A 22,830-nucleotide genomic window follows, 5' to 3' on the forward strand; every position below is an offset into this window, starting at 1 on the left:
TCCGCACCGCATGACGACCGCCCCCGCCGCCGCCGCAGACTTCACGCAGGAAGACCGGACGCTCCGCTTCACGGGCGACTGGACGCTGGCGCAACTGGGCGACGTGCCGACGCGGCTGGAACAGCTCGACACCTCGCCCGATACGGTCGATCTCTCGGGTGTCGACCGCATGGACACGGTCGGCGCGTGGATCGTCCACCGGCTGAAGCGCGACCACGATGTGAAGATCGAGGGCGCGAGCGACAAGGCCGAGGAGCTGATCGAGAAGGTCGGCACGGTCGACAAGCCGTTCCAGATCAAGCCCGACGACGGCCCCTCGTTCCGCCGCGTGCTGGAGCATGTCGGCGATGCGACGGTGATCGCCGGGCGGACGCTGATCGGCCTCGTCGATTTCTTCGGCGCGACGGTGATCGCGATCTGGAACGTCATCCTCAACCCCAAGCGCTTCCGCGGCAACTCTACGGTCAAGCAGTTCGAGGTGGTGGGCGTCGATGCGCTGGCCATCATCGGACTGATGAGCTTCCTGATCGGCATCGTCATCGCCCAACAGGGCGCGATCCAGCTGCGTCAGTTCGGCGCCGAGGTCTACACGATCAACCTCGTCGGCCGCCTGACCTTCCGCGAGTTGGGCGTGCTGATGACCGCGATCATGGTCGCCGGTCGATCCGGCTCCGCATTCGCCGCCCAGATCGGATCGATGAAGCTCGCCGAGGAGGTCGATGCGATGCGCACCATCGGCCTGGCGCCGATGGAGGCGCTGGTGCTGCCGCGCGTCATCGCGGCGGTGCTGATGATGCCCTGCCTCGCCTTCTACGCGGCGATGATGGCGCTGATCGGCGGCGGGCTGTTCAGCTGGCTGTCGCTCAACCTGCCGCCCGTCACCTTCGTCGCGCGCATCCGCGAGGTGGTGCCGATGACCGACGTCTATCAGGGACTGATCAAGGCGCCGGTATTCGGGCTGATCATCGCCATGGCCGGCTGCTTCCAGGGGATGCAGGTGGAGGGCAATGCCGAGGCGGTGGGCCTGCGCACCACCAGCGCGGTGGTGCAGTCGATCTTCCTCGTCATCGTGCTGGACGCCTTCTTCGCCGTGTTCTTCGCCTCGATCGGGTGGATCTGATGGCGACGCGCGCGCAGCATCATGTCCGCCATGCCGAGGTGCCGGACGACGGCGTCGTGATCCGCGTGCGCGGTCTCGAAAACCGGTTCGGCGAACAGGTGGTCCACCAGGATCTCGATCTCGACGTGAAGCGCGGCGAGATCCTGGGCGTGGTCGGCGGATCGGGCACCGGCAAATCGGTGCTGATGCGCTCGATCATCGGGCTGCAGCAGCCCGCTGCCGGCGCAATCGAGGTGTTCGGCGAGAATACCGTCGGCGGCGAGGAATCGGCCGACGTGCGCAAGCGCTGGGGGGTGCTGTTCCAGAACGGCGCGCTCTTCTCCACGCTGTCGGTCGCCGAGAACGTGCAGGTGCCGATCCGCGAATATTATCCCAAGATCGACGATCAGCTGCTCGACGAGATCGCCACCTACAAGATCGTCGCCTCCGGCCTGCCGCCGGAAAGCTCCAGCAAATATCCGTCCGAGCTTTCGGGCGGTATGCGCAAGCGCGCCGGCCTTGCCCGTGCGCTGGCGCTCGATCCCGAACTGATCTTCCTCGACGAGCCGACCGCCGGCCTCGATCCGATCGGTGCGGCCGCGTTCGACAATCTGATCAAGACGCTGCGTGATCTGCTGGGCCTCACCGTCTTCATCATCACCCACGATCTCGACACGCTCTACGCGATCTGCGACCGCGTCGCGGTGCTGGCCGACAAGAAGGTGGTCGCGGTAGGAACGATCGAGGAACTGGTGGCGTTGGACCACCCGTGGATTCAGGAATATTTCAACGGACCGCGCGGCCGCGCGGCCGAGGATTCTGCCGAGCGCGCCGAGGAGGAGAGCAAAAGAGCGCTCTCCCCCCAGGAGGCGACCAAGCTCACCGGCAGTGATGAGGGGGCTTGATGGAAACGCGCTCTAACCATGTGCTCGTCGGCGGGGTGGTGCTCGCCATCGTCGCCATCGCGGTCGCCTTCATCATCTGGATGATGCAGGTCGGCAACGGCCACCAGCGCGAATATGACATCTTCTTCCCGAACTCGGTGGACGGTCTGGCCAAGGGGTCGGCGGTCGCCTTCTCGGGCGTGCCGGTCGGCAAGATCGACGACATCAAGCTGATGCCCGACCAGCCGAGCCTGGTCCGCGTGCGCATCTCGGTGGACGAGAACACGCCGATCCTGAAGGGCACCACCGCGACGGTGGCCGGCGTCGGTTTCACCGGCGTCTCCCAGGTCAATCTTGGCGGCGCACAGAAGGGCGAGCCGCCGATCACCGACATCGGGCCGTTCGGCGTGCCGGTGATTCCCACCCGTCCAGGTGCGCTCGCGGGTCTGCTCAATTCGGCGCCGGAACTGATGAAGAAGCTGCAGGTGCTGACCGACCGGCTCGGCCAGCTGCTCGACGACCGCAACCAGAATTCGATCCGCCACATCCTGGCGAACATCGACAAGGTTTCGACCGACCTCGCCGATGCCAGCCCGCAGCTGAAGCAGACGCTCGCCAATGCCCAGCTCGCCGTGAAGCAGGCAGGCGATGCCGCGCAGCAGATCGGCCAGCTCGCCGGCACCACCAACAACCTGCTCGACAGCCAGGGCAGGCCGCTCATGGTCAATCTCAACAAGACGATCGCGTCAGCCAAGCAGGCGGCCGACAATCTCAACGAGATGATCAACGACGCCAAGCCCGGCGTGCAGACGCTCAGCAAGCAGACCGCGCCGCAGATCGACCAGCTGGTCCGCGACCTCTCCGACATGGCCGAGGCGCTGACCCAGACGGCGAACCGGCTCAATTCGGGCGGCGGCGGCGTGCTCGGCCGCAAGCTGCCGGACTATAAGGGGCATTGAGATGGGGAAGACGATGACCATGGTGCGCACCCTGCCCCTGATCGCGGTGTCGCTCGCACTGGCCGGGTGCGTCAGCCTCAGCCCCAAGGTGCCGCCGCAGCTGCTGCGCCTCACGCCCTCGGCTCCGGCGCCGGCCAATAACGGCGTGGTGCTCGGCAAGGGTGTCGCGGTGGCCGTGAGCTTCCCGTCCGCGCCTGTCGAGCTGTCGAACAACCGCGTGCCCGTACGCATCGGCTCCACCGAGGTGGCCTATGTGAAGGATGCGCAGTGGATCGATTCCCCGGCGCACCTGTTCCGTGATCTGCTCGCCGAGACGATCACGGTGCGCACCGGCCGCCCGACATTAACCCCGCGCGAGGCGGCATTGACCACCGGTCCCCGCCTTGGTGGCCGGATCAGCGAGTTCGGGATCGATGCCGGCGGCCATCAGGCTTCGGTGGTGTACGACGCCACGCTGATACGCTCGGGCGATCAGGTGGAAACGCGGCGTTTTACCGCCAACGCACCGGTCAACGGCAAGGTCGACGAGGCCAGCGCCGGCGCCGCGATCAACACGGCGGCGAACGACGTGGCCACGCAGGTTGCGGACTGGGTGGGGCGGTAACGTCTTCATCCTCCCCCTTGCGGGGGAGGATTGGATGGTCACGCCAGGCTCTTGCTCGCCTGCTCGAACACGTCCTTGCTGAGCCCCGGCGTCGCGACGATCCGCTCCAGCTCGGCCTTCATCAGCGCGGCGCGGGCCGGTTCGAACCGACGCCAGCGGCCGAGCGGCGGGACCAGTCGCGCCGCCGACTGCGGATTGAGCTTGTCCGCCTTCAGGATCATGTCCGCCACGAAGCGGTAGCCGCGCCCGTCGGCCGAATGGAAGGCGAACTGGTTGGCCGCAAACGCGCCGACCAGCGAGCGCATCCGGTTGGGGTTCGTCATCGTGAAATCGGGATGCCGCGCCAACCGCTCGACCGCCTCGGCCGTATCCTCGCGCATCGAGATCGCCTGTGTGGTGAACCATTTGTCGAGCACCAGCGCGTCGTTCCTGTAGCGATCGTAGAAAGCCGCGAGCGCCGTCTCCCGCTCGGCCGAGGTGCCGTTGGCGAGCGTGGTGAGCGCGCCCTGCCGGTCGGTCATGTTGTCGGCGCCCTCATACTGGGCGAGTGCCTGCTTCGCGGCATCGGCCGCACCGCTGGCGTCGAGATAGCCCAGCGCCACGGTACGCAGCCGTCGCAGGCCCTTGGCGGACGGCGTATATTCGAAGCGATTGCCGGCGCTCGCCGCGTAGGCCGCGCGCCACTCCGCCTCCAGCTCTCGGCCGAGGCGCTGACGCAGATGCTCGCGCGCCCGGCGGATCGCGGTCGGATCGACCACCGCCAACTGGTCGCCCAGGAAGGCCTCGTTGGGCAGCAGCACCGCCTCGCCGACGAACGCGGCGTCCAGCGACGGGTCGGTCAGCGTCTCGCGCACCGCCGCGATCACCGCCTCCTCGTCCGCCTCGCGACCCTCGATCGCAGCCACCAGGGTATCGACCATCAGCTGCTGCATCGCCTCGAAGCGCGCGAAGGGATCGTCGTCATGGCCCGACAGGAAGGCGAGGTCGGCGGCCGTGCGGTTGGTCTCGACGATCACCGGCGCCGAGAAGCCGCGGTTGATCGAAAGCACCGGCTGCTCGTCCACACCCTCGAACAGGATTTCCCCCTCGGCATCGTGGAGGACATGCACGCGCTCGGGCACGATCGCCTTGCCGGACTTGGCGCCGAACAAGGCCAGACGGAGCGGCAGCGGCATGGGCTGCTTGTCGTCCTGCCCCGGCGTCGGCGGCACCACCTGCTCCAGCGTCAGGCGCGCTTTCGCAGTGCCCGGCTCGTGGCTCAGCGCAGCACGGAGGCGCGGCGTGCCCGCCTGCGAATACCAGCGGCGGAAGTCGGTGAGGTCGGCTCCGTTGGCGTCCTCCATCGCGCGGACAAAATCCTCGCAGGTCGCCGCCGTGCCGTCGTGCCGCTCGAAATAGAGATCGGTGCCGCGCCGGAAGCCCTCCACACCCAGCATGGTGTGAAGCATCCGGATCACCTCGGCGCCCTTGTTGTAGATGGTTGCCGTGTAGAAGTTGCTGATCTCCAGATAGGAATCCGGCCGGATCGGGTGGGCGAGCGGGCCGCCATCCTCGGGGAATTGCGCCGCGCGCAGCACGCGGACGTCCTCGATCCGCTTGACCGCGCGCGATCCCTGGTCGGCCGAGAATTCCTGGTCGCGGAAGACGGTGAAGCCCTCCTTCAGCGAGAGCTGGAACCAGTCCCGGCAGGTGACGCGGTTGCCCGACCAGTTGTGGAAATATTCGTGCGCCACAACGCCCGCGATCGCGTCGTAATCGGCATCGGTCGCCGTCTCGGGATCAGCGAGGATGTAGCGCGAGTTGAAGATGTTGAGGCCTTTATTCTCCATCGCGCCGAAGTTGAAATCGGCCACCGCCACGATGTTGAAGATGCCGAGGTCGTACTCGCGGCCATAGACCTTCTCGTCCCACGCCATCGAGGATTTGAGCGCGGTCATGGCATGTTCGGTGCGCGGCAGATCGGCCTCGCGCACCCAGATGCCGAGCTGCACCTCGCGGCCCGACATGGTGGTGAAGCTGTCGCGGTTGGCCTTAAGGTCGCCCGCCACCATCGCGAACAGGTAGCAGGGCTTGAGGAAGGGATCGCGCCATTCGGCCCAGTGCCTGCCTTCCCCGGTTTCCCCCTCGCCGATCAGGTCGCCGTTGGCCAACAGCACCGGATAGAGCGCGCGGTCGGCGGTCATCTTCACGGTGTAGCGGCTCAGCACGTCGGGCCGGTCGGGGAAAAAGGTGATGCGGCGGAAACCCTCCGCCTCGCACTGGGTGCAGAGCAGCCCGCCCGACGCATAAAGCCCCATCAGCTGGGTGTTCTTCTCCGGCGAGATCACCACCTCGGTCTCGACGATGTGGCGCGGGCCTGTGAGTTCGATCAGCAGCTGGTCGTCCTCGATCCGCCATTCGCCGGCATCGAGCAGGCGGCCGTCGACCGTGACCGACACGGGCTTCATCCCCGGCGCACCGTCCAGCGCCAGCGGGCCACGCGGCGCGGCCTCGGCGCTGTTCTTCTCCACCTCCAGCGTCGCACGGACGCGCGTCACCGCCGCATCGAGATCGAAATCCAGCCGGATCGACGGCACTGCCCAAGCGGGCGGACGGTAATCGAGCCGGAGAGTCGGGGTGGGGGGAGTCGCAATGGCGCTGTGCTGATCCATGAGGAGACTTCTAGGGATGGGCGCGTGCCGTTACAACGACGGCGCATGGCGGAAATGCTGATCTTCGGGCTGGGCTACACCGCCTCGCGCCTCGCTGAACGGCTGCGTTCGATGGGCTGGACGGTGCGCGCCACGCGACGGGAGGCCGATGGAGAAGCGATCGCCTTCGCCGACGATGCGGCGGTGCGGGCGGCGCTGGCGGGCGCGACGCATATCCTGTCCTCGGTGCCGCCGGACGATGGCGATCCGGTGCTGGAGCGCTACGGCGCGCTGCTGGAAGATAAGCGGCTCGGCTACCTCTCCTCCACGGGCGTCTATGGCGACGCTGGCGGGGCGTGGGTGGACGAGAGCGCGCCGATCGGCACCGGCCGCCGCTCCGCCCGCGCCGAGGCAGATGCTGCATGGCGTGCGAGGGGCGCACGCGCGTTCCGCCTGCCCGGCATCTACGGCCCCGGACGTTCGGCGCTGGAGCGGATGGCAGAGGGCCGCGCCCACCGCATCGATCTTCCCGGCCAGGTATTCAGCCGCATCCATGTCGACGACATCGTGGCGGCGGTGATCGCCGGTCTCGACGCACCGCCGGGCGCCTACAATATCGCCGACGATCATCCCTGCAGCCAGAATCGCGTGATCGAGGAGGCGAGCCGCCTGCTCCGCCTGCCGTCGCCCCCGATCCGATCGATCGAGGAGGCCGGCCTCTCGCCCGCCGCCCGCGCCTTCTATGCCGAGAACCGCCGCGTCGCGAACGGCAAGGCGAAGCGCGTGCTGGGCTGGCGCCCGCTCTACCCGGATTACCGCGCGGGCCTTGCCGCCTGCCTCGCCTGCAGCGCCACCACCAGCCCGGCGATCGCGAGCAGGCAGCCGGCCGCCGCCGACAGCGACCAGCGATAGCCCTCGAACACGGTCGACAGCAGCATCGCCAGTACCGGGCTCAGCACGCTCGAATAGGCCGCACGCCCCGGTCCAATGGTGCGGATCACCGCGAAATAGCAGCTGAACGCCAGCGCCGATCCGATCAGCGCCAGATAGAGCGTGCCGAGCCAGTAGCTCGGGTGCGGATCGAACACGGGCGGCCCGTCGAGCACGAAGGCGCCGATACAATTGAACAGCGAACCCCACGCCATGCCCCAGGCGATCAGCGTCGGCACGGGGATCGCGCCGGCCGGCTTGCTCGCCTGCATGACGTTGGCGATCGAGGAGAAGAGCACGCCCGCCAGCGACCAGCCGATGCCGATCAGGATGGTATGGCGCGAGGTCGGCGCGGCGGCCAGCTCGTGGCTGAACAGCAGCACCAGCCCGATCATCGCCACGCCCGACCCCAGCAGGAAGGCGCGCGACAGGCCCTGTTTCAGGAAAATCCACGCGAACAGCGCATTCGGCACGACCAGCAGCGCGAAGGCCACGGCGACGAGGCCGGAGGTCACCGTCCGCTCGCCCAGATAGACGAAATAATAGTTCAGGCAGTATTGGGCGACGCCATAGACCGCCGCCAGCCCATGCTCCCGCGTGGTGAGTTTCAGCCGCGCGCCGGTGAAGCGGGCATAGGCCATCATCGCGATGCAGGCGATGACGAAGCGATAGGCGACCGACCAGCTCGGCGGCACGATGCCGAGCTGATAGCGGATCACCAGCCAGGTCGACGACCAGACGAGCGTGCAGATCATGAACGGCAGCGCCACCCGTGCCCGCTGCGAGGCGCCGAGCGGACGGGTGCCGGTCAGTTCCTCGCTCATGACCCGAGCGCGCGGATCGCGCCCGCCAGCGCATCGATCTCCGCCTGCGGCTGATCCCAGGAGGTGACGAGACGGGCCTCCCCCTCCGCCCAGTCGTAGAAGTCGAAGCCCTGCGCGCGCAGGCTCGCGGCCTCGGCTGGCGTCAGACGCAGGAAGATTTCGTTGGCCTCGACCGGCAGCACCAGCCGGTGGCCCGCGGCGTCCGCGATCGTCGCCGCGCCAGCGTTGGACGCGCGCCCGTTCTCCAGCCAGCGATCCGCCTCCAGCAGCGCCAGCACCTGCGCCGCCTGATAGCGGCCCTTGGAATTGAGATGCCCCGCCCGCTTGCGGCGGATCTTCGCGACCTCGGCCCATTCGGTGCGGAAGAAGATCAGCATCTCGGCCGACAGTCCGCCATTCTTGACGAAGCCGAAGCTCAGCGCATCGACGCCCGCACGCCACGTCACATCGCCCGGATGACCTCCAAGCGTCGCCATGGCGTTGGCGAAGCGCGCGCCGTCCATGTGGAAGCCGAGGCCGAGATCCTTCGCCACGGCGCCCAGCGCCGCCACTTCGTCCGGCCGGTAGACGAGGCCGTATTCGGTGGCGTTGGTGATCGACAGCGCGTGCGGCTGGACGCGATGGACGTCGGGCCGGATCGCGCTGCGGGCGGCGCGCACCGTCTCGGGGGTCAGCTTCGCCCCCTCGCCATCGAGCGGGATCAGCTTGGCGCCGTGCGTGTAGAATTCGGGGGCACCGGCCTCGTCGGTATTGATGTGCGCCTCACGGTGGCAGAACACGCCGCCGTGCGGCGGCACCATGCTGGCGAGCGCGAGGCAGTTGGCCGCCGTGCCGGTCGACACCCAGAGTGCGGCGCACTCCGTCCCGAACAGGTCCGAAAAGGCGCCATCGAGGCGCTGGCTGAGCGCATCGCCGTCATAGGCCGTGTCGACATGGTTGGCGGCGGCGATCGCGTCCAGCACGGCGGGGTGGACGGCGGCGGCGTTGTCGGAGAAGAAGCGCATGACGGTGCCATGGCGGCGCCATGTCGCGCCGTCAACGGACCGCGACGGGTAAGCGGAGGGCAGGCATGGGCGGCTGGACGATCGGCATCATCGGCGGCTCGGGCCTCTACGCACTGCCAGGGCTGGAGGAAATCGCCCGTCACGATGTCGCGACGCCGTGGGGTATGCCATCGGACATCATCCTAGAGGGCCGGATCGGCACGACGCGGCTGCTGTTCCTGCCCCGCCACGGGGCCGGGCATCGCATCCCGCCCAGCGAGATCAACGCGCGCGCCAATATCGACGCGCTGAAGCGACTGGGCGCGACCGATCTGCTCGCCATCTCGTCGGTCGGGTCGCTGCGCGAGGAATTGCCGCCGGGGCGCTTCGTGGTGGTCGACCAGTTCATCGACCGGACGGTGGCGCGGCCGGCGAGTTTCTTCGGCGCCGGCCTCGTCGCGCACGTCTCGCTGGCGGATCCGACATGCCCGCGCCTCTCCGCCTTCGCCACCGCAGCCATCCGGACGGCGGGCGGCGATGCGGCGACCGGCGCTACCTATCTGGCGATGGAAGGCCCGCAATTCTCCACCCGCGCGGAAAGCCTGATGTACCGGCAATGGGGCGCCGACATCATCGGCATGACCGCCATGCCCGAGGCGCGCCTCGCCCGCGAGGCGGAACTGCCCTACGCGCTGGTCGGCATGGTCACCGATTACGATTGCTGGCGCGAGGAGGAGGCCGGCGTGGTCGCCACCGACGTGGTGGCGCAGATGCACGCCAATGGCGAGACCGCGCGCAAGCTGGTGCGGGCCTTCGCGGAGAGCCTGCCCGAAGAGCGCACGCCCTCGCCGATCGACACCGTGCTGGATCAGGCCCTGCTGACGGCCCCGGCAGCGCGCGATCCGGCGATGATGGAAAAACTGGAGGCGATACTGGCGCGCCTCACAACCAATCCCGCCACTTGAACCACAGGACCGGGATGATCGTGCTCAGGATCATCAGCGCCCACGCGAAGGGATAGCCCCAGGGCCAGCTCAGTTCCGGCATGTCGTGGAAGTTCATGCCGTAAACGCCCGCCACCAGCACGGGCGGCACACCCGCCACCGAGACGACGGTCAGCACCTTCACCACGTCGTTCTGCTCGATCGAGATGAAGGCGGTGGCGGCGTCGATCAGCAGCTGAACGCGCCCGGTGAGCGAGCTTTCGAACTCGTCGAGCGACTCGATGTCGTGCTTCACCGCCTCCAGCCGGTCGCGGAGCGCATCGGGAATCTTCGGCTCGCAGCGGTCCAGCACGAAATTGGCGATGCGACCAATGGCGAGAAAGGCGTGGCGGACCTTGACCATCTGCTCGCTCGCGCGGCCCACCCGCACCATCAGCGCGCGCAGCCGCCGCGTCTCGCGGCCGAGGCGCTTCTTGGGGCCATCCTTCTGCGGCTCGCGGAAGATCGCGTGGGAGGCGGTGGCGAGTTCCTCGGCGACGCGCTCCAGCCGGTCGGCCGATCGATCGATGATGTCCTCCAGCAGGCGCACCAGCACCTCCTGCCCGCCGACCGCGTGATCGCCCTTCTCGATCGCCTCGTGCACCTGATCGAACGCGGTCATCTGGCAGAAGCGCACCGTCACCAGCCGATCCTTGTCGAGGATGAAGCCGGTGGGCGACAGCATCCCGACCTCACCGTGCCGCGCAATCAGCGGGGCGCTCATGATCAGCTGCCCCTTGTCGCTGCGCAGGCGGCTGGAGACCTCGATCTCGGACAGGGCCTCGCGGGTCGGCAGGCGGATGCCGAAACGGCGCTCGACCTCCGCAATCTCCGATTCCTCGGGTTCGCAGAGATCCGCCCAGATCGCCTTGTCGATATTGGTTTCGCCGCCGTCCTTGCCGATCAGCTTGAGCACTCTACTGGTCTCCCGATACAACGGACCCATTCAAGCATGACGGCAGGACGACGGCCAGCCGTCATTCGTGATGGCGCGGGCCTTCCCCACCATGCTGCGCGGCGGCGCGGGCCTGTTGCGCATGTGCGCGCGCCTGCTGGGCCTGCTGCTGCGCCTGGGCACGTTGCTGCGCCATCTGGGCATGGGCCTGTTGCGCCTGCTCCTGGGCCTGCGCACGCTGCTGCGTCTGTTGCTGGCGAGCCTCGGACTGGCGCCGCTGCGCCTCGGCGCGTGCCTGCTGCGCGGCCTGGGCGTGTTCCTGCTGCGCCTGTTGTCGCGCGCTTTGCTGGCGCTGGCGCTGTTCGGCCTGGGCCTGACGGCGTTCGGCCTGCTGCTGCGCTGCCACCTGCGCGCGCTGCTGCTGCGCGCGCTGCTGTTGCTGTGTGTCGCGCGCCTGCTGGCGGGCCTCGGCGCGCTGGCGCTGCTGCTCCTGCATCTGCGCACGCTGATCGTTCGCGCGCTGCGCGGACAGACGCTGGCTGGCGTCGCGCTGCATCTGCGCCTGCTGTCGCGCGGCTGCCTGATGCTGCGCCGCCTGACGTGCCTGCTGCTGAGCGAGCACCTGCTGTCGCGCCGCCTGCTGGGCATCACGATCGTTGCGTATCTGCTGCTGGCGTTGCTGCATCTGGGCGATCTGCATCTGGCGCTGCTGCTGCGCACGCTGCTGCTGCATCTGCTGACGGCGTTGCTGCTCGGCAATCTGTTGCTGGCGAGCGGGATCGCGATCGCCGCCGCCGAACCCGCCAGGGCGCTGCGGCCGGTCGGGTGCGGCGATCGGCTCGGGCGGCGGGCGGTGGAAGCCGACCTGCTGCCAGCGCTCGAAGCGCTGGGCCTCGGCCTGGCGCTGCGCCCGCTCGTCCGCCCAATGCTGCCGCTCCTGCCTGTCATGCTGATCATGATAGGCCTGCCACTCGGCTTGCCGTGCGCGATTCTCGGTCCATTGCGCCCGCGCCGCCGCGATGTCCGCACGGCGCGCCGCCCAGTTCGCGGCGACGACGCCGCGATGCTCGCGCTCGCGGGACAGGCGGTTCAGATAAACCGCACGGGCATAGTAACGCGACGCATAATCCTGCCGGGCATAATAAGCATCCGGCGGCAGCAGGTCGCCGCGATCGTCATAGACGGCAACGAGCTGGTCGCCCGAATAGCCGTAGCTGTAATCGGGACCTCGCACGAGATAGGGCGTGTCGGCACCCGGCTCGTAGTAATAATAGCGGTATCCACCATCGATCGGCTCGGCATATTGCACGTCGCCGTCGTCGGTCTGCCACGCCCACGGAGAAACGTCGCCGTCATCATAGGCATAGTCCGGCGGCGCGTCGCCGATCGTGTTGAATACGCCATCGGCGCGATCGAGATAGGCATAGGCCTGCGACGACTGCGCGACGCGGGCGAGTTTGACCGGAGCGGCCGCGGGCAGAGCCTGCGCAGCGGGCGCCGGGGCGATCGGGGTCGCGGCCCCCTGTTGCAGCGGCACCGCATCGGGCAGCGCCGGGAGCGCGTCATTGGCGTCGGCCGACTGGTTGCTGGCGGTCGGGGACTGGTTGCAGGCGGCGAGTGACAGCGCCATCGCGGTGGCCGCCAACAGACCCGCACGGCGGAAGAGCAAGCTCGACATGACGTCCTCTCTCATTCGGTTCCTGTGGCGCGGATCATGGGTCAAACGCCCTGAACCCGCGCTGGAGCGATCGTTCAGCTGCCGTAAACGCGCCGAAACGATTTCGGGCGCATCGCGATCGTTCGATAATCTGGAAAAGTCCGCGCGAGATTATCCCGGTTTCGCCGAACGGGGCGTGGCGCCATATCAGGTGCCAGGACGAGGCCCCCCGCACCCTGCGGCCGGCCTCCACGGAAAGGACAAGCCCGATGATCGAGCTCCGCCCCTTCGCCAGCCTCGGTGGCGAGAACCATGGCTGGCTCAATGCCAAGCACCATTTCTCCTTCGCCGGCTATCACGATCAGGCCCGGATGAACTGGGGCAATCTCCGCGTCTGGAACGACGACGTGATCGCCCCCAAATCAGGCTTCCCGCCGCATCCGCACCGCGACATGGAGATCATCACCTATGTCCGCACCGGCGCGATCACGCACAAGGACAGCCTGGGCAACACAGGCCGCACGGAGGCCGGCGACGTACAGGTGATGTCCGCCGGCACCGGCATCACGCACGCGGAATACAATCTGGAAGATGTGGCGACCACGCTCTTCCAGATCTGGATCCTGCCGACCCGCGGCGGCGAGAAACCGAGCTGGGGCGCCCGTCCCTTCCCCAAGGGCGAGCGGGCCGGAAAGTTCGTGACCCTCGCCTCCGGTTTCGCGAATGACGACGAGGCGCTGCCGATCCGCACCGACGCACGCGTCGTCGCGGCGACGCTGAAGGCGGGCGAGACGGCCGACTATCCGCTGGGCGCGGATCGCCGGGCGTACCTCGTCCCCGCCACCGGCGCGGTGGAGATCGACGGTGTGCGGGTCAACGCCCGCGACGGCGCCGCGATCGCCGACGTCGAGACGCTGCGCGTCACCGCGATCGAGGACAGCGAACTGGTTCTCGTCGACGCGGCGTGAACTCTTGAAGATACGGAATGCGGCTGCCCCCCCTCGCCGCTTCCGCTCAGGCCGCCGGGGCCTCTCCCCCTCCCCCGGCTCCGGCGGCCGCCTTTTTCTGCTATGAGGCCATCATGACGCTCCGCCCGCACGACCTCGACGGCATCGACATGGTGATCCTGCCGCCCACCCGCGATCTGGGCGACGGCTTCAAGGTGCGCCGCGCGCTCCCCTCCGCCCATCGCCGGATGGTCGGCCCCTTCATCTTCTTCGACCAGATGGGGCCGGTCGCCTTCAGGGGCGGCGAGGGGCTGGACGTGCACCCGCACCCGCATATCGGCCTCGCCACCGTCACCTACCTGCTCGACGGCGAGATCATGCACCGCGACTCGGTGGGTTCGGTGCAGGCGATCCGGCCGGGCGAGGTGAACTGGATGACGGCAGGCTCCGGCATCGCCCATTCCGAGCGCTCGCCGGAGGAACTGCGCGCGGGCGGCCCGAGCCTCTACGGCCTGCAGACCTGGGTGGCGCTACCCACCGCCTATGAGGAGACGGCCCCGTCCTTTTCCCACCACAAGGCGCACGAAATTCCCAGCATCGAGGCCGATGGCGTGACGCTGACGCTGATCGCCGGCACGTCGGACGGGCTCGCCTCGCCGGTGAAGACCTTTTCGGACATGGTCTATGCCGACATCCAGCTGAATGCCGGCGCCCGCTACCGGGTGAAGGCCGAGCATATCGAGCGCTGCTTCTACGTGATCGAGGGCCATGTCGCAGTCGAAGGCCAGACCGGCGGGTTCGATCCGCATGAGCTGGTGGTATTGAAGCCCGGCGCCGAGATCGTGCTGAGCGCCACCAATGGCCCCGCCCGGCTGATGCTGGCCGGCGGCGAGCCTTTCCCCGAGAAGCGCAACATCTACTGGAACTTCGTCCATTCCGATCCGGAGCGGATCGAGCAGGCCAAGCGCGACTGGCACGAGCAGCGCTTCGCGCCCGTGCCCGACGAGCACGAGTTCATCCCGCTACCGGAGGAGCCGCAGCCGGTCCGCTATCCGTGACGGAAGCGAGGCTCCGCGAGACGCTTCTCGCCGTCGCCGGAGCCATGGCATCCGCCCGCGATTCGTGGTGGATCATCGCCAGCGCCGCCGCCGTCCTGCATGGCGCGGACATCGATGTCTCCGACGTCGATCTGCTGGTCAGCCCGCGCGATGGCGAGGCGTTGCTGGCAGGACTCGGTGATCTGGGCGCCCCCGCCCCCTCCGATCGCTTCCGCTCGGACCTGTTCGGGCGCTGGGATGGGCCACCGCTGCCGGTCGATATCATGGCGGGATTCCATGCACTTGGATCGGCCGGCTGGCAGCCGATATGGCCCGCCACCCGCATCGCCATCCCGCTCGGCGATGCCATATTGTTCGTGCCGGACATCCCCGAACTGATCGCGCACTGCCGCCTGTTCGGGCGCCCCAAGGACCTCGCCCGTGCGGCAATCCTGCAACGGTTGGGAAACGAAGCGGACATGCGACCACGCACCGCTTGAGAGGAAAAGTCACGAATGTTACCGGCCCGCGACTCTTCAAAGACGAGAGCGCCGAGCCGACGGGAGAGGATGCCGCGGCCACTTTGGGGGTAGCCATGAACTCGACCACCGTCGCCAAGTCTCTGTCGCGCGCGCTGCTCTGCGGCGTCTCCGTCCTCGCCGCCTCATCCGCCATCGCGCAGGAAGGGCCGACCTCTCAGGTCGCCGCCGCGCAGCCGGGCGAGATCGTCGTCACCGCCACCCGCCGCGCCGAATCGGCGAAGAACGTGCCGGTCGCGGTCACCGCGATCAACGGCGAGAAGCTGGACGTGCTGAACTCGTCCGGCCTCGACATCCGCTTCCTGTCGTCGCGCACGCCGAGCCTGCAGATCGAAAGCTCGTTCGGCCGCACCTTTCCGCGCTTCTACATTCGCGGCCTGGGCAATACCGATTTCGATCCGAACGCGCAGCAGCCCGTCTCGGTCGTGATGGACGACGTCGCGGTCGAAAGCCCGTTCCTCAAGTCGTTCCCGGTGTTCGACCTCGCCAATGTCGAGGTGCTGCGCGGGCCGCAGGGCACCCTGTTCGGCCGCAACACCCCGGCCGGCGTGGTCAAGCTCGATCCGCAGACGCCGACCGACCATTATACCGGCTACTTGTCGGGCAGCTGGGCGACCTACAACACCGTCAACGTCGAGGGCGCCGTCGGCGGCCCGATCGGTGACGGCCTGAGCTTCCGCGCCTCGGGCATCCTGCAGCGCCGCGACAACTGGGTCACCAACGACGACACCACCGGCAACGCGCCGCACCATCTGGAAGGCTATCGCGATCTCGCCGGCCGCTTCCAGCTCGCCTACACCAGCGGTGATTTCCACGCCCGCGTCGACGTCCATGCCCGCGATCTGGACGGCAGCCCCCGCCTGTTCCGCGCCGGCCTGTTCGAGCAGGGCAGCAACCATTTCTCGCCGGGCTTCGACAAGGATCATGTCGCGCAGGACGGCATCAGCCTGCAGAAGATGAGCCAGTGGGGCACCAACCTCCACATGGACTATCATTTCGACGGTCTCGGCACGATCTACTCGATCACCGGCTATGAGAGCGCCCACGTCAAGTCGATCGGCGACATCGACGGCGGCGACGTCTACGCCTTCCCGGCGCTGGGCCTCAACGTCGGCCTGTTCCCGGACAATACCGGCGACATCGTGCGTCCGCACGAATTCAGCCAGGAAGTGCGCTTCGCCTCCGACGAGTTCGGCGGCTTCCGTGTGCAGGGCGGCGCTTACTACTTCCACCAGCGCCTGAAGTATCAGGAGCTGGATTTCGACACGACCGGCACGCAGGACGGCGACGTCTACCACAACGACAAGAACGAGAATGTCGGCATCTTCGCGTCGGGTGAATACAAGCTCGACAAGCTGACGCTGCGTGCGGGCGTGCGCTACAGCCACGACAGCAAGCATGACATCGTCGCCGGCACCGCCGCACCGGGCGCGCTGACCGGCGGGCTCGTCCTGCCGCTGTCGACCAGCGCCAAGGGTTCCTACGTGACGTGGGACGGCAGCGCGACCTACGCGCTGACGCAGGCGGTCAACCTCTACGCCCGCGTCGCCACCGGCTATCAGGGCCCGGCGATCCAGGATCGCGTGACCTTCGGTTCGGTGCCGAGCGTGGCGAAGAAGCAGACCACCATCTCGGCCGAGGGCGGCCTCAAGATGGAGAGCCTCGACCATCGCCTCCACTTCGACCTCGACGGCTACTGGTGGCGCACCAAGGATCTGCAGCTGACCGCCGTCGGCGGCGCCAGCAATTCGGCGGCGCTGATCAACGCCAACCATGCGGTGGGCTACGGCATTGAGGCGCAGGTCGACGTGAAGCCAATCAAGAACCTGACGCTGACCGCCGGCGGCAGCTGGAACTTCACCGAGATCCGCGATCCCACCATCTCGGTCGGCGTGTGCGGCGCGCTCTGCACCGTCACCGATCCGGTCAACGCCGAGGGCCGCGCGATCATCGACGGCAACGATCTGCCCCAGGCGCCGCGCTACGTCTTCAACGTGACGGCGCGCTACGGCATCCCGCTCGCCAACGGCGGCGAGATCTACGCCTATACCGACTGGGCCTATCGCTCGAAGATCAACTACTTCCTCTACACGGCGAAGGAGTTCCGCGGGCGCTCGCTGACCGAGGGCGGCCTGAAGATCGGCTACAAGTCGCCGGATCACTGGGAGATCGCGGCGTTCGCGCGCAACATCACCAACCAGATCCGCTCGATCAGCGCGATCGACTTCAACAACCTGACCGGCATGATCAACGATCCGCGCATCATCGGCGCGGAGGCCAAGATCAGCTTCTGATCCCCACCGCATCGGCGATCATGAAAGGGGCCGTTCGGCGACAGGCCGGGCCGCCCCTTTCTTCATGGGTGGACATAAAGTCCACTTGATGCGCCCCGACGCCCGGCGCACAGCGAAACCGTGATCGGGAGGATGCGTTCCGGGTCGAGGGGCCACAGGATGCTCGCGCTGGCGGTGATCGCCTGCGCGATGGCGCTGCGCATGCTCGTGCCGCAGGGCTGGATGCCGGTGTCCGACGGGCATGGCTTCCGCATCACGATGTGCTCGGGCAGCGGCCCGATGGACATGGCCATGGCGATGCCCGGCATGGCCATGCACCACGGGGACGATCACACCGGCCAAGATCACGGGCAGCAGCCGATGCAGGACCATCCCTGCACCTTCGCTCACCTCGCCCTTGCCTTTGCCGAGCCGGTGCTGCCGACGCTGGCCCTGCCGCCGCTCGCGCGGGCCGAGATACTGGCCGCGAAGCCACTCACACTCGCGATCGGTCGCGGCCTCGCCGCCCCGCCGCCGCCCGCCACCGGACCACCCGCCCTCGCCTGACCGCCCAGCGCGCCGGCTCCCATCGGGAGCGCGGCCGCCCGCGCCATTCAGACAAGGGGATTTCCATGACCAGCCGCTTCCGGCTGCGCGCGCCGTTGCTGGCCGCCGCCAGCCTCGCCACGCCCGCCTTTGCCACAGATGCGCCACCGGGCGACATCCTCGTCACCGCCCAGCAGCAGCAGGCGACGATCGAGAACGCACCCGCCACCCGCGCCACCATCGACGCCAGGGCGATCAAGGCCACGATCAACACCGTGAACGTCGAGGATACGCTGAAGTACCTGCCGAGCCTGTTCGTGCGGAAGCGGCATATCGGCGATCTGCAGGCGCCGCTCGCCACGCGCACATCCGGCCTCGGCGCCTCGGCGCGCAGCCTCGTCTATGCGGACGGGGCGCTGCTCTCCGCGCTGATCGGCAACAACAACACCTCGGCCTCGCCGCGCTGGAGCCTCGTCTCCCCGCAGGAGATCGCGCGGGTGGACGTGCTCTACGGCCCGTTCTCGGCCGCCTATCCGGGCAATTCGATCGGCGCGGTGGTCAACATCACCACCCGCCTGCCCGACAAGCTCGAAGCGACCGCCACCGCCGGCACCAGCATCGGCCACTATGACCAGTACGGCACGCACGACACGCTGCCGAGCTATCAATATGGCGCGACCGTGGGCGACCGCTTTGGCCCGCTGGCCCTGTTCGCCAGCGTCGATCATGTCACCAGCCACAGCCAGCCGCTGACCTACGTCACCGCGACCAAAAGCGGCAGCTGCGCGGGGGGTGCCTATGACGCGCTCAACAAGAACGCCGTGCCGATCTGCGTGCTGGGCGCGGGCGGGATCGAGACGCAGCGGCAGGATCACATCAAGCTCAAGGCCGCGCTCGACGTGACGCCCGACATCCGCCTCACCTATGTCGGCGGCCTGTTCCTCGGCGAGACGCGGGCGCATGCCGAGACCTATCTGGCGGGCGGCGCCTATACGTCGGGTTTCTCCAGCGGCGTCTATCAGAGCGATCAGCGCCACTGGTCGCACTCGCTCTCCGCCACCGGATCGACCGGCGCGGTCGACTGGCAGGTGATCGGCACGCTCTACGACTTCGCGCATGACCGGCAGGCCGTGCCGACCGGTCTGCTTCCCACCGCGAACGACGGCGGCAAGGGCAACGTCACCCGGCTCGACGGCACCGGCTGGAAGACGATCGACGCCAAGGCCATGTGGAAGCCTGTCGCGGCCCACGCGATCAGCTTCGGCGCGCATGGCGACTGGTTCCGGCTGAACAGCAGCCGCTATGCTGCCACCGACTGGCGGAGCGACGATCAGGGCGCGCTCAATCTGCGATCGAGCGGGCGCACCCGCACCGCGGCGCTCTGGGCGCAGGATGCGTGGACCTTGCTGCCGCACGTCACGCTGACCGCCGGCGGACGCTATGAATGGTGGAAGGCCTATGGCGGCGTGCTGTCGCAGGCGCCCACGCCCGCCCAACCGACGCTCTCCGCGCACAAATTCTCGCCCAAGGCATCGCTGGCGTGGACGCCCAGCCGCGCGTGGACGGTGCGCGCCTCCTTCGGCGAGGCGTGGCGCTTCCCAACCGTGGGCGAACTCTATCAGGTGGTGACCACGCCGGTGCTCGCCATTCCCGATCCGAACCTCAAGCCCGAGCGCGCATTGTCCGAGGAGTTGGCGATAGAGCGCCACGACGCGCACGGATCGATCCGCCTGTCGCTGTTTAACGAGGTGGTGAAGGACGCTTTGATCTCGCAGACCGGCACGCTGAACGGCAATCTCGCCACCTTCGTGCAGAACGTGCCGCGCACCCGCGCGCGGGGTGTCGAGCTGGCGGTACAGCGGACCGACCTGCTGCCCCGCATCGATCTGTCGGGCAGCGTCACCTATGCCGATGCCGAGACCCGCCGCGACCCCGCGCTGCCGGCGGCGGAGGGCAAGCTGCTCCCCTCTGTGCCGCGCTGGAAGGCGACCCTGGTCGGCACCTGGCGCCCAACCGACGCCCTCTCGCTCACCGCCGCCGGCCGCTATTCGAGCCGCAATTACGGGGCACTCGATAACAGCGATGTGGTCGGCAACACCTATGGCGGCTTCTATAAATATCTCGTCGTGGATCTGCGCGCGCAGGTGAAGGCGAGCGATCACATGACCGTCTCGTTCGGCGTCGATAACATCAACAACGACAAATATTTCCTCTTCCACCCCTTCCCTCAGCGCACCTTCTTCGCGCAGGCGGAGTGGACGCTGTGAGCGTGTGTCCGCTCGGCACGCGCTGGTACAATGCGGTGTGGCGCTGGCATTTCTATGCCGGGCTGCTCTGCATCCCCTTCATCCTGTGGCTGGCGACGACCGGCACGATCTACCTGTGGCGGCCGCAGATCGAGGCGTTGCTCGACCGACCCTACGCGCATCTCGCTACACGAGGCGCGGTCGCCTCGCCCGACGAGCAGGTGGCAGCCGCGATCCGGGCGGTGCCGGGATCGCGCCTGCACCGCTACATCCTGCCCGACGCGCCCGATGCGGCGGCGAGCATCCTCGTCACCAGGGACGGCGCCGACCAGCGGGTGCATGTCGATACCCGCTCGCTCGCCGTGTTGGGGGTGGAGCGCGAGGACGGGCGACCGATGCCGGTCGTCTCCCGCCTGCATGGGCAGCTGCTCGCCGGCACGACCGGAAGCGTGATCGTCGAGATCGCCGCCTGCTGGGCGATCGTGATGATTCTGACCGGCCTTTATCTTTGGTGGCCGCGAGGCCGGGGACTGGCGGGCGTGGTATGGCCGAGGCTGCGTGGCGGCCAACGCCTGTTCTGGCGCGATCTTCACGCGGTTACCGGCCTGTGGGTATCGCTGCTCGGGCTGGGGCTGATCCTCACCGGCCTGCCCTGGGCGACGGCGTGGGGCAATTATCTCAGAGAGGTGCGCGCGATCACCCATGCCGCCGACGGGCCGGTCGACTGGACGATCGGCGGCAAGTCCCCGGCATCGGACCATGCCGGGCATCACGGCATGGCGATGCCCGCGCCGCCGCCCCCTCCCGGCGAGCTGGCGCGGGTGATCGCCGCCGCCCGTCCGCTCGCCATCGCGCCGCCGGTGATGATCGCGCCGCCCGCGATGCGCGGCGCGCCGTGGAGCGTCACCTCCGACGCCGCCGACCGCCCGCTGCGATCCGAAGCGAAGATCGACGGCGCGACCGGGCGGGTCGTCTCGACCAGGGGCTTCGGCCAGCGCCACTGGATCGATCGCATCATCGGCACCGGCATCGCGGTGCATGAAGGCGCGCTGTTCGGCCTCGCCAACCAGATTCTCGGCACGCTCACCGCTCTGGGGCTGATGCTGCTCGCGATATCGGGCGCTGTGCTGTGGTGGCGGCGGCGACCGGTCGGGCTGCTCGGCGCGCCGATCCCGCTGTCGCGCCCGCGCTTCGGCTGGGCGCTGGGGGCGGCGATCGTCGCGCTGGCGCTCTATCTGCCGCTGTTCGGGGCGACCCTGCTGCTGGTGCTGCTGGTCGAGCGCGGGCTGCTGCGGCGGCTGGCGGGGCCGCGCCGCTGGCTGGGGCTGCGCGCCGCCTGACGGCGTGCTAGATGCCCGCCATGACGATCCTCTCCTCGACCAACCCCGCCACCGGCGAAACCCTCTGGACCGGCGAGGCGGCCGGTCCGGAACAGGTTTCCGCCGCCCTCGCCGCCGCCCGCATCGCGTTCGAAAGCTGGTCCGTCACCCCGCTCGACGAGCGCGTCGCCTACGTCCGCGCCTACAAGGCGGCGCTGGAGGCCAATCAGGACACGCTCGCCCGCGCCATCTCTCAGGAGACCGGAAAGCCCGCATGGGAGGGCAAGCAGGAAGCCGCAACGATGGTCGCCAAGGTCGAGACATCGATCAAGGCGCAGGCCGAGCGCACCGGCGAGCGGGAGCAGGGCATGGCGTTCGGGCGCGCGATCCTGCGCCACCGCCCGCACGGCGTGATGGCGGTGCTGGGGCCGTACAACTTCCCCGGCCACCTGCCCAACGGCCATATCGTCCCCGCTCTGCTGGCGGGCGACACGGTGGTGTTCAAGCCGTCGGAGGAAACGCCCTGGGTCGGCCAGCTGATGGCCGAGTGCTGGGCCGAGGCGGGATTGCCCAAGGGCGTGTTCCAGTTGCTGCAGGGCCGGCGCGACACCGGCGCGGCACTGATCGCGGGCGAGATCGACGGGCTGCTCTTCACCGGATCGGCGGGCGCGGGCGCGCATTTCCGACGGGCGTTCGTGGATCGCCCCGAGGTGATCCTCGCGCTGGAGCTGGGCGGCAACAACCCGCTCATCGCGTGGGATGGCGATCCGCAAGCCATCGCCTCGATCGCGGTGCAGTCGGCCTTCATCACCAGCGGCCAGCGCTGCTCCTGCGCGCGGCGGCTGATCGTGCCGGAGGGTGCCGCCGGCGACGCGATCGTCGCGGCGGTCGCCGCGATGGCCGATCGGCTCACCATCGGCCAGTGGGACGAGACGCCCGAGCCGACCTTCGGCCCGCTCGTCTCCGCCACCGCCGCCGCCAACGCGAGGAAGGCGGTCGCCGCGCTGGTCGAGGCCGGCGCGAAGGTGATCCGCCCGTTCTCGGGCGTCGAAGGCCGCTCCGACGCTTTCGTCACGCCCGCCATCCTCGACGTGACCGGTCTCGACGTGCCTGATGCCGAGATCTTCGCGCCGGTGCTGCAGGTCATCCGCGTCGCCGATTTCGATGCCGCGATCAGGGCCGCGAACGCCACCGCCTTCGGCCTCTCCGGCGGTCTGATCTCGGCCGACGAGGCACTGTGGCGCCGCTATGCCGATCGCGCGCGCGCCGGGGTGCTCAACTGGAACCGGCCGACCACCGGTGCGGCCGGCACGATGCCGTTCGGTGGCCTCGGCGCCTCGGGCAACCACCGGCCGAGTGCCTATTACGCCGCCGATTACTGCGCCTACCCGGTCGCCAGCTTCGAGGCGGGCGAGGTCGCCGACCTGTCGGGCGAGATCAAGGGGCTGAAGGCGTCCTGATCCTCCCCCGCCAGG

The 22,830-nt window shown here is 68.5% G+C and carries 19 protein-coding genes; 14 read left to right on the forward strand and 5 right to left on the reverse strand.

Features of this window, described 5'->3' with window-relative positions:
* The first annotated feature begins 10 nt into the window (after window positions 1-10).
* The 4 genes from QGN17_RS14005 to QGN17_RS14020 are packed head-to-tail and all read left to right on the forward strand — an operon-like array spanning window position 11 to window position 3,546.
* Window positions 11-1,120, forward strand: coding sequence for an ABC transporter permease (locus tag QGN17_RS14005; protein ID WP_281045083.1), 1,110 nt, complete (start codon window positions 11-13; stop codon window positions 1,118-1,120).
* Window positions 1,120-2,004, forward strand: coding sequence for an ABC transporter ATP-binding protein (locus QGN17_RS14010; protein ID WP_281045084.1), 885 nt, complete (start codon window positions 1,120-1,122; stop codon window positions 2,002-2,004). Before QGN17_RS14005 ends, QGN17_RS14010 begins: the two co-directional genes overlap by 1 nt.
* Window positions 2,004-2,942, forward strand: coding sequence for an MlaD family protein (locus QGN17_RS14015; RefSeq protein WP_281045085.1), 939 nt, complete (start codon window positions 2,004-2,006; stop codon window positions 2,940-2,942). The genes QGN17_RS14010 and QGN17_RS14015 overlap by 1 nt, the downstream gene beginning before the upstream one ends.
* Before the next feature lies 1 nt (window position 2,943).
* Window positions 2,944-3,546, forward strand: a complete 603-nt coding sequence (locus tag QGN17_RS14020) for an ABC-type transport auxiliary lipoprotein family protein (RefSeq protein ID WP_281045086.1) — start codon at window positions 2,944-2,946, stop codon at window positions 3,544-3,546.
* 38 nt (window positions 3,547-3,584) lie between these two features.
* Here QGN17_RS14020 and pepN read toward each other — a convergent pair whose 3' ends face one another.
* Window positions 3,585-6,197 (reverse strand): aminopeptidase N, encoded by a 2,613-nt coding sequence (gene pepN / locus QGN17_RS14025; RefSeq protein WP_281045087.1) that lies wholly within the window; start codon window positions 6,195-6,197, stop codon window positions 3,585-3,587.
* Between the two features lie 45 nt (window positions 6,198-6,242).
* Between pepN and QGN17_RS14030 the strand changes: the two genes are divergently transcribed.
* Window positions 6,243-7,088, forward strand: coding sequence for an SDR family NAD(P)-dependent oxidoreductase (locus QGN17_RS14030; protein WP_281045088.1), 846 nt, complete (start codon window positions 6,243-6,245; stop codon window positions 7,086-7,088).
* Here QGN17_RS14030 and QGN17_RS14035 read toward each other — a convergent pair.
* Window positions 6,989-7,930: a DMT family transporter gene (locus QGN17_RS14035; protein WP_281045089.1), complete on the reverse strand. Its 942-nt coding sequence runs from the start codon at window positions 7,928-7,930 to the stop codon at window positions 6,989-6,991. The genes QGN17_RS14030 and QGN17_RS14035 overlap by 100 nt on opposite strands.
* Window positions 7,927-8,934 carry a threonine aldolase family protein gene (locus tag QGN17_RS14040; RefSeq protein ID WP_281045090.1) on the reverse strand — a complete coding sequence of 336 codons (1,008 nt, stop codon included), beginning with the start codon at window positions 8,932-8,934 and terminating at the stop codon, window positions 7,927-7,929. Before QGN17_RS14040 ends, QGN17_RS14035 begins: the two co-directional genes overlap by 4 nt.
* Before the next feature lie 65 nt (window positions 8,935-8,999).
* On the opposite strand from QGN17_RS14040, the gene mtnP reads away from it, so the two are divergent.
* Window positions 9,000-9,878: an S-methyl-5'-thioadenosine phosphorylase gene (gene mtnP / locus QGN17_RS14045; protein ID WP_281045091.1), complete on the forward strand. Its 879-nt coding sequence runs from the start codon at window positions 9,000-9,002 to the stop codon at window positions 9,876-9,878.
* On the opposite strand, the gene QGN17_RS14050 is transcribed toward mtnP, so the two are convergent.
* Together QGN17_RS14050 and QGN17_RS14055 are read right to left on the reverse strand one after the other, a co-directional pair.
* Window positions 9,856-10,842 carry a CorA family divalent cation transporter gene (locus QGN17_RS14050; protein ID WP_281045092.1) on the reverse strand — a complete coding sequence of 329 codons (987 nt, stop codon included), beginning with the start codon at window positions 10,840-10,842 and terminating at the stop codon, window positions 9,856-9,858. The genes mtnP and QGN17_RS14050 overlap by 23 nt on opposite strands.
* A 31-nt stretch (window positions 10,843-10,873) precedes the next feature.
* Window positions 10,874-12,469, reverse strand: a complete 1,596-nt coding sequence (locus QGN17_RS14055; protein ID WP_281045093.1) for a hypothetical protein — start codon at window positions 12,467-12,469, stop codon at window positions 10,874-10,876.
* 248 nt (window positions 12,470-12,717) lie between these two features.
* Here QGN17_RS14055 and QGN17_RS14060 point away from each other — a divergent pair, with 248 nt between their 5' ends.
* The 8 genes from QGN17_RS14060 (at window position 12,718) to astD (ending at window position 22,815) form a co-directional block, all read left to right on the forward strand.
* Window positions 12,718-13,416 carry a pirin family protein gene (locus QGN17_RS14060; protein WP_281045094.1) on the forward strand — a complete coding sequence of 233 codons (699 nt, stop codon included), beginning with the start codon at window positions 12,718-12,720 and terminating at the stop codon, window positions 13,414-13,416.
* 113 nt (window positions 13,417-13,529) lie between these two features.
* On the forward strand, window positions 13,530-14,453 hold the full coding sequence (locus tag QGN17_RS14065; protein WP_281045095.1) for a pirin family protein: 924 nt from the start codon (window positions 13,530-13,532) through the stop codon (window positions 14,451-14,453).
* Between the two features lie 44 nt (window positions 14,454-14,497).
* Window positions 14,498-14,932: a hypothetical protein gene (locus QGN17_RS14070; protein WP_281045096.1), complete on the forward strand. Its 435-nt coding sequence runs from the start codon at window positions 14,498-14,500 to the stop codon at window positions 14,930-14,932.
* Between the two features lie 95 nt (window positions 14,933-15,027).
* Window positions 15,028-17,265, forward strand: a complete 2,238-nt coding sequence (locus QGN17_RS14075) for a TonB-dependent receptor (protein ID WP_281045097.1) — start codon at window positions 15,028-15,030, stop codon at window positions 17,263-17,265.
* Window positions 17,266-17,397: 132 nt separating this feature from the next.
* Window positions 17,398-17,811 carry a hypothetical protein gene (locus QGN17_RS14080; RefSeq protein ID WP_281045098.1) on the forward strand — a complete coding sequence of 138 codons (414 nt, stop codon included), beginning with the start codon at window positions 17,398-17,400 and terminating at the stop codon, window positions 17,809-17,811.
* 65 nt (window positions 17,812-17,876) lie between these two features.
* Complete coding sequence (locus tag QGN17_RS14085) at window positions 17,877-20,057, forward strand: TonB-dependent receptor (RefSeq protein ID WP_281045099.1); 2,181 nt, start codon at window positions 17,877-17,879, stop codon at window positions 20,055-20,057.
* Window positions 20,054-21,376 carry a PepSY-associated TM helix domain-containing protein gene (locus QGN17_RS14090; protein WP_281045100.1) on the forward strand — a complete coding sequence of 441 codons (1,323 nt, stop codon included), beginning with the start codon at window positions 20,054-20,056 and terminating at the stop codon, window positions 21,374-21,376. Before QGN17_RS14085 ends, QGN17_RS14090 begins: the two co-directional genes overlap by 4 nt.
* A 20-nt stretch (window positions 21,377-21,396) precedes the next feature.
* Window positions 21,397-22,815, forward strand: coding sequence for a succinylglutamate-semialdehyde dehydrogenase (gene astD, locus QGN17_RS14095; RefSeq protein WP_281045101.1), 1,419 nt, complete (start codon window positions 21,397-21,399; stop codon window positions 22,813-22,815).
* Window positions 22,816-22,830 lie beyond the last annotated feature (15 nt).

This window comes from Sphingomonas oryzagri (assembly GCF_029906645.1).
In the GTDB taxonomy this organism is placed as follows: domain Bacteria; phylum Pseudomonadota; class Alphaproteobacteria; order Sphingomonadales; family Sphingomonadaceae; genus Solisphingomonas; species Solisphingomonas oryzagri.

Excerpts from the sequence above, each read along its gene's own strand:
- mtnP (WP_281045091.1), top strand. The coding sequence starts at position 9,000 with ATGGGCGGCTGGACGATCGGCATCATCGGCGGCTCGGGCCTCTACGCA.
- QGN17_RS14065 (WP_281045095.1), top strand. The coding sequence starts at position 13,530 with ATGACGCTCCGCCCGCACGACCTCGACGGCATCGACATGGTGATCCTG.
- QGN17_RS14030 (WP_281045088.1), top strand. The coding sequence starts at position 6,243 with ATGGCGGAAATGCTGATCTTCGGGCTGGGCTACACCGCCTCGCGCCTC.
- QGN17_RS14015 (WP_281045085.1), top strand. The coding sequence starts at position 2,004 with ATGGAAACGCGCTCTAACCATGTGCTCGTCGGCGGGGTGGTGCTCGCC.
- QGN17_RS14035 (WP_281045089.1), bottom strand. The coding sequence starts at position 7,930 with ATGAGCGAGGAACTGACCGGCACCCGTCCGCTCGGCGCCTCGCAGCGG.
- QGN17_RS14010 (WP_281045084.1), top strand. The coding sequence starts at position 1,120 with ATGGCGACGCGCGCGCAGCATCATGTCCGCCATGCCGAGGTGCCGGAC.
- QGN17_RS14020 (WP_281045086.1), top strand. The coding sequence starts at position 2,944 with ATGGGGAAGACGATGACCATGGTGCGCACCCTGCCCCTGATCGCGGTG.
- QGN17_RS14050 (WP_281045092.1), bottom strand. The coding sequence starts at position 10,842 with ATGGGTCCGTTGTATCGGGAGACCAGTAGAGTGCTCAAGCTGATCGGC.
- QGN17_RS14085 (WP_281045099.1), top strand. The coding sequence starts at position 17,877 with ATGACCAGCCGCTTCCGGCTGCGCGCGCCGTTGCTGGCCGCCGCCAGC.
- QGN17_RS14055 (WP_281045093.1), bottom strand. The coding sequence starts at position 12,469 with ATGTCGAGCTTGCTCTTCCGCCGTGCGGGTCTGTTGGCGGCCACCGCG.
- QGN17_RS14080 (WP_281045098.1), top strand. The coding sequence starts at position 17,398 with ATGCGTTCCGGGTCGAGGGGCCACAGGATGCTCGCGCTGGCGGTGATC.
- QGN17_RS14060 (WP_281045094.1), top strand. The coding sequence starts at position 12,718 with ATGATCGAGCTCCGCCCCTTCGCCAGCCTCGGTGGCGAGAACCATGGC.
- QGN17_RS14070 (WP_281045096.1), top strand. The coding sequence starts at position 14,498 with ATGGCATCCGCCCGCGATTCGTGGTGGATCATCGCCAGCGCCGCCGCC.
- QGN17_RS14005 (WP_281045083.1), top strand. The coding sequence starts at position 11 with ATGACGACCGCCCCCGCCGCCGCCGCAGACTTCACGCAGGAAGACCGG.
- QGN17_RS14075 (WP_281045097.1), top strand. The coding sequence starts at position 15,028 with ATGAACTCGACCACCGTCGCCAAGTCTCTGTCGCGCGCGCTGCTCTGC.
- QGN17_RS14040 (WP_281045090.1), bottom strand. The coding sequence starts at position 8,934 with ATGCGCTTCTTCTCCGACAACGCCGCCGCCGTCCACCCCGCCGTGCTG.
- pepN (WP_281045087.1), bottom strand. The coding sequence starts at position 6,197 with ATGGATCAGCACAGCGCCATTGCGACTCCCCCCACCCCGACTCTCCGG.
- astD (WP_281045101.1), top strand. The coding sequence starts at position 21,397 with ATGACGATCCTCTCCTCGACCAACCCCGCCACCGGCGAAACCCTCTGG.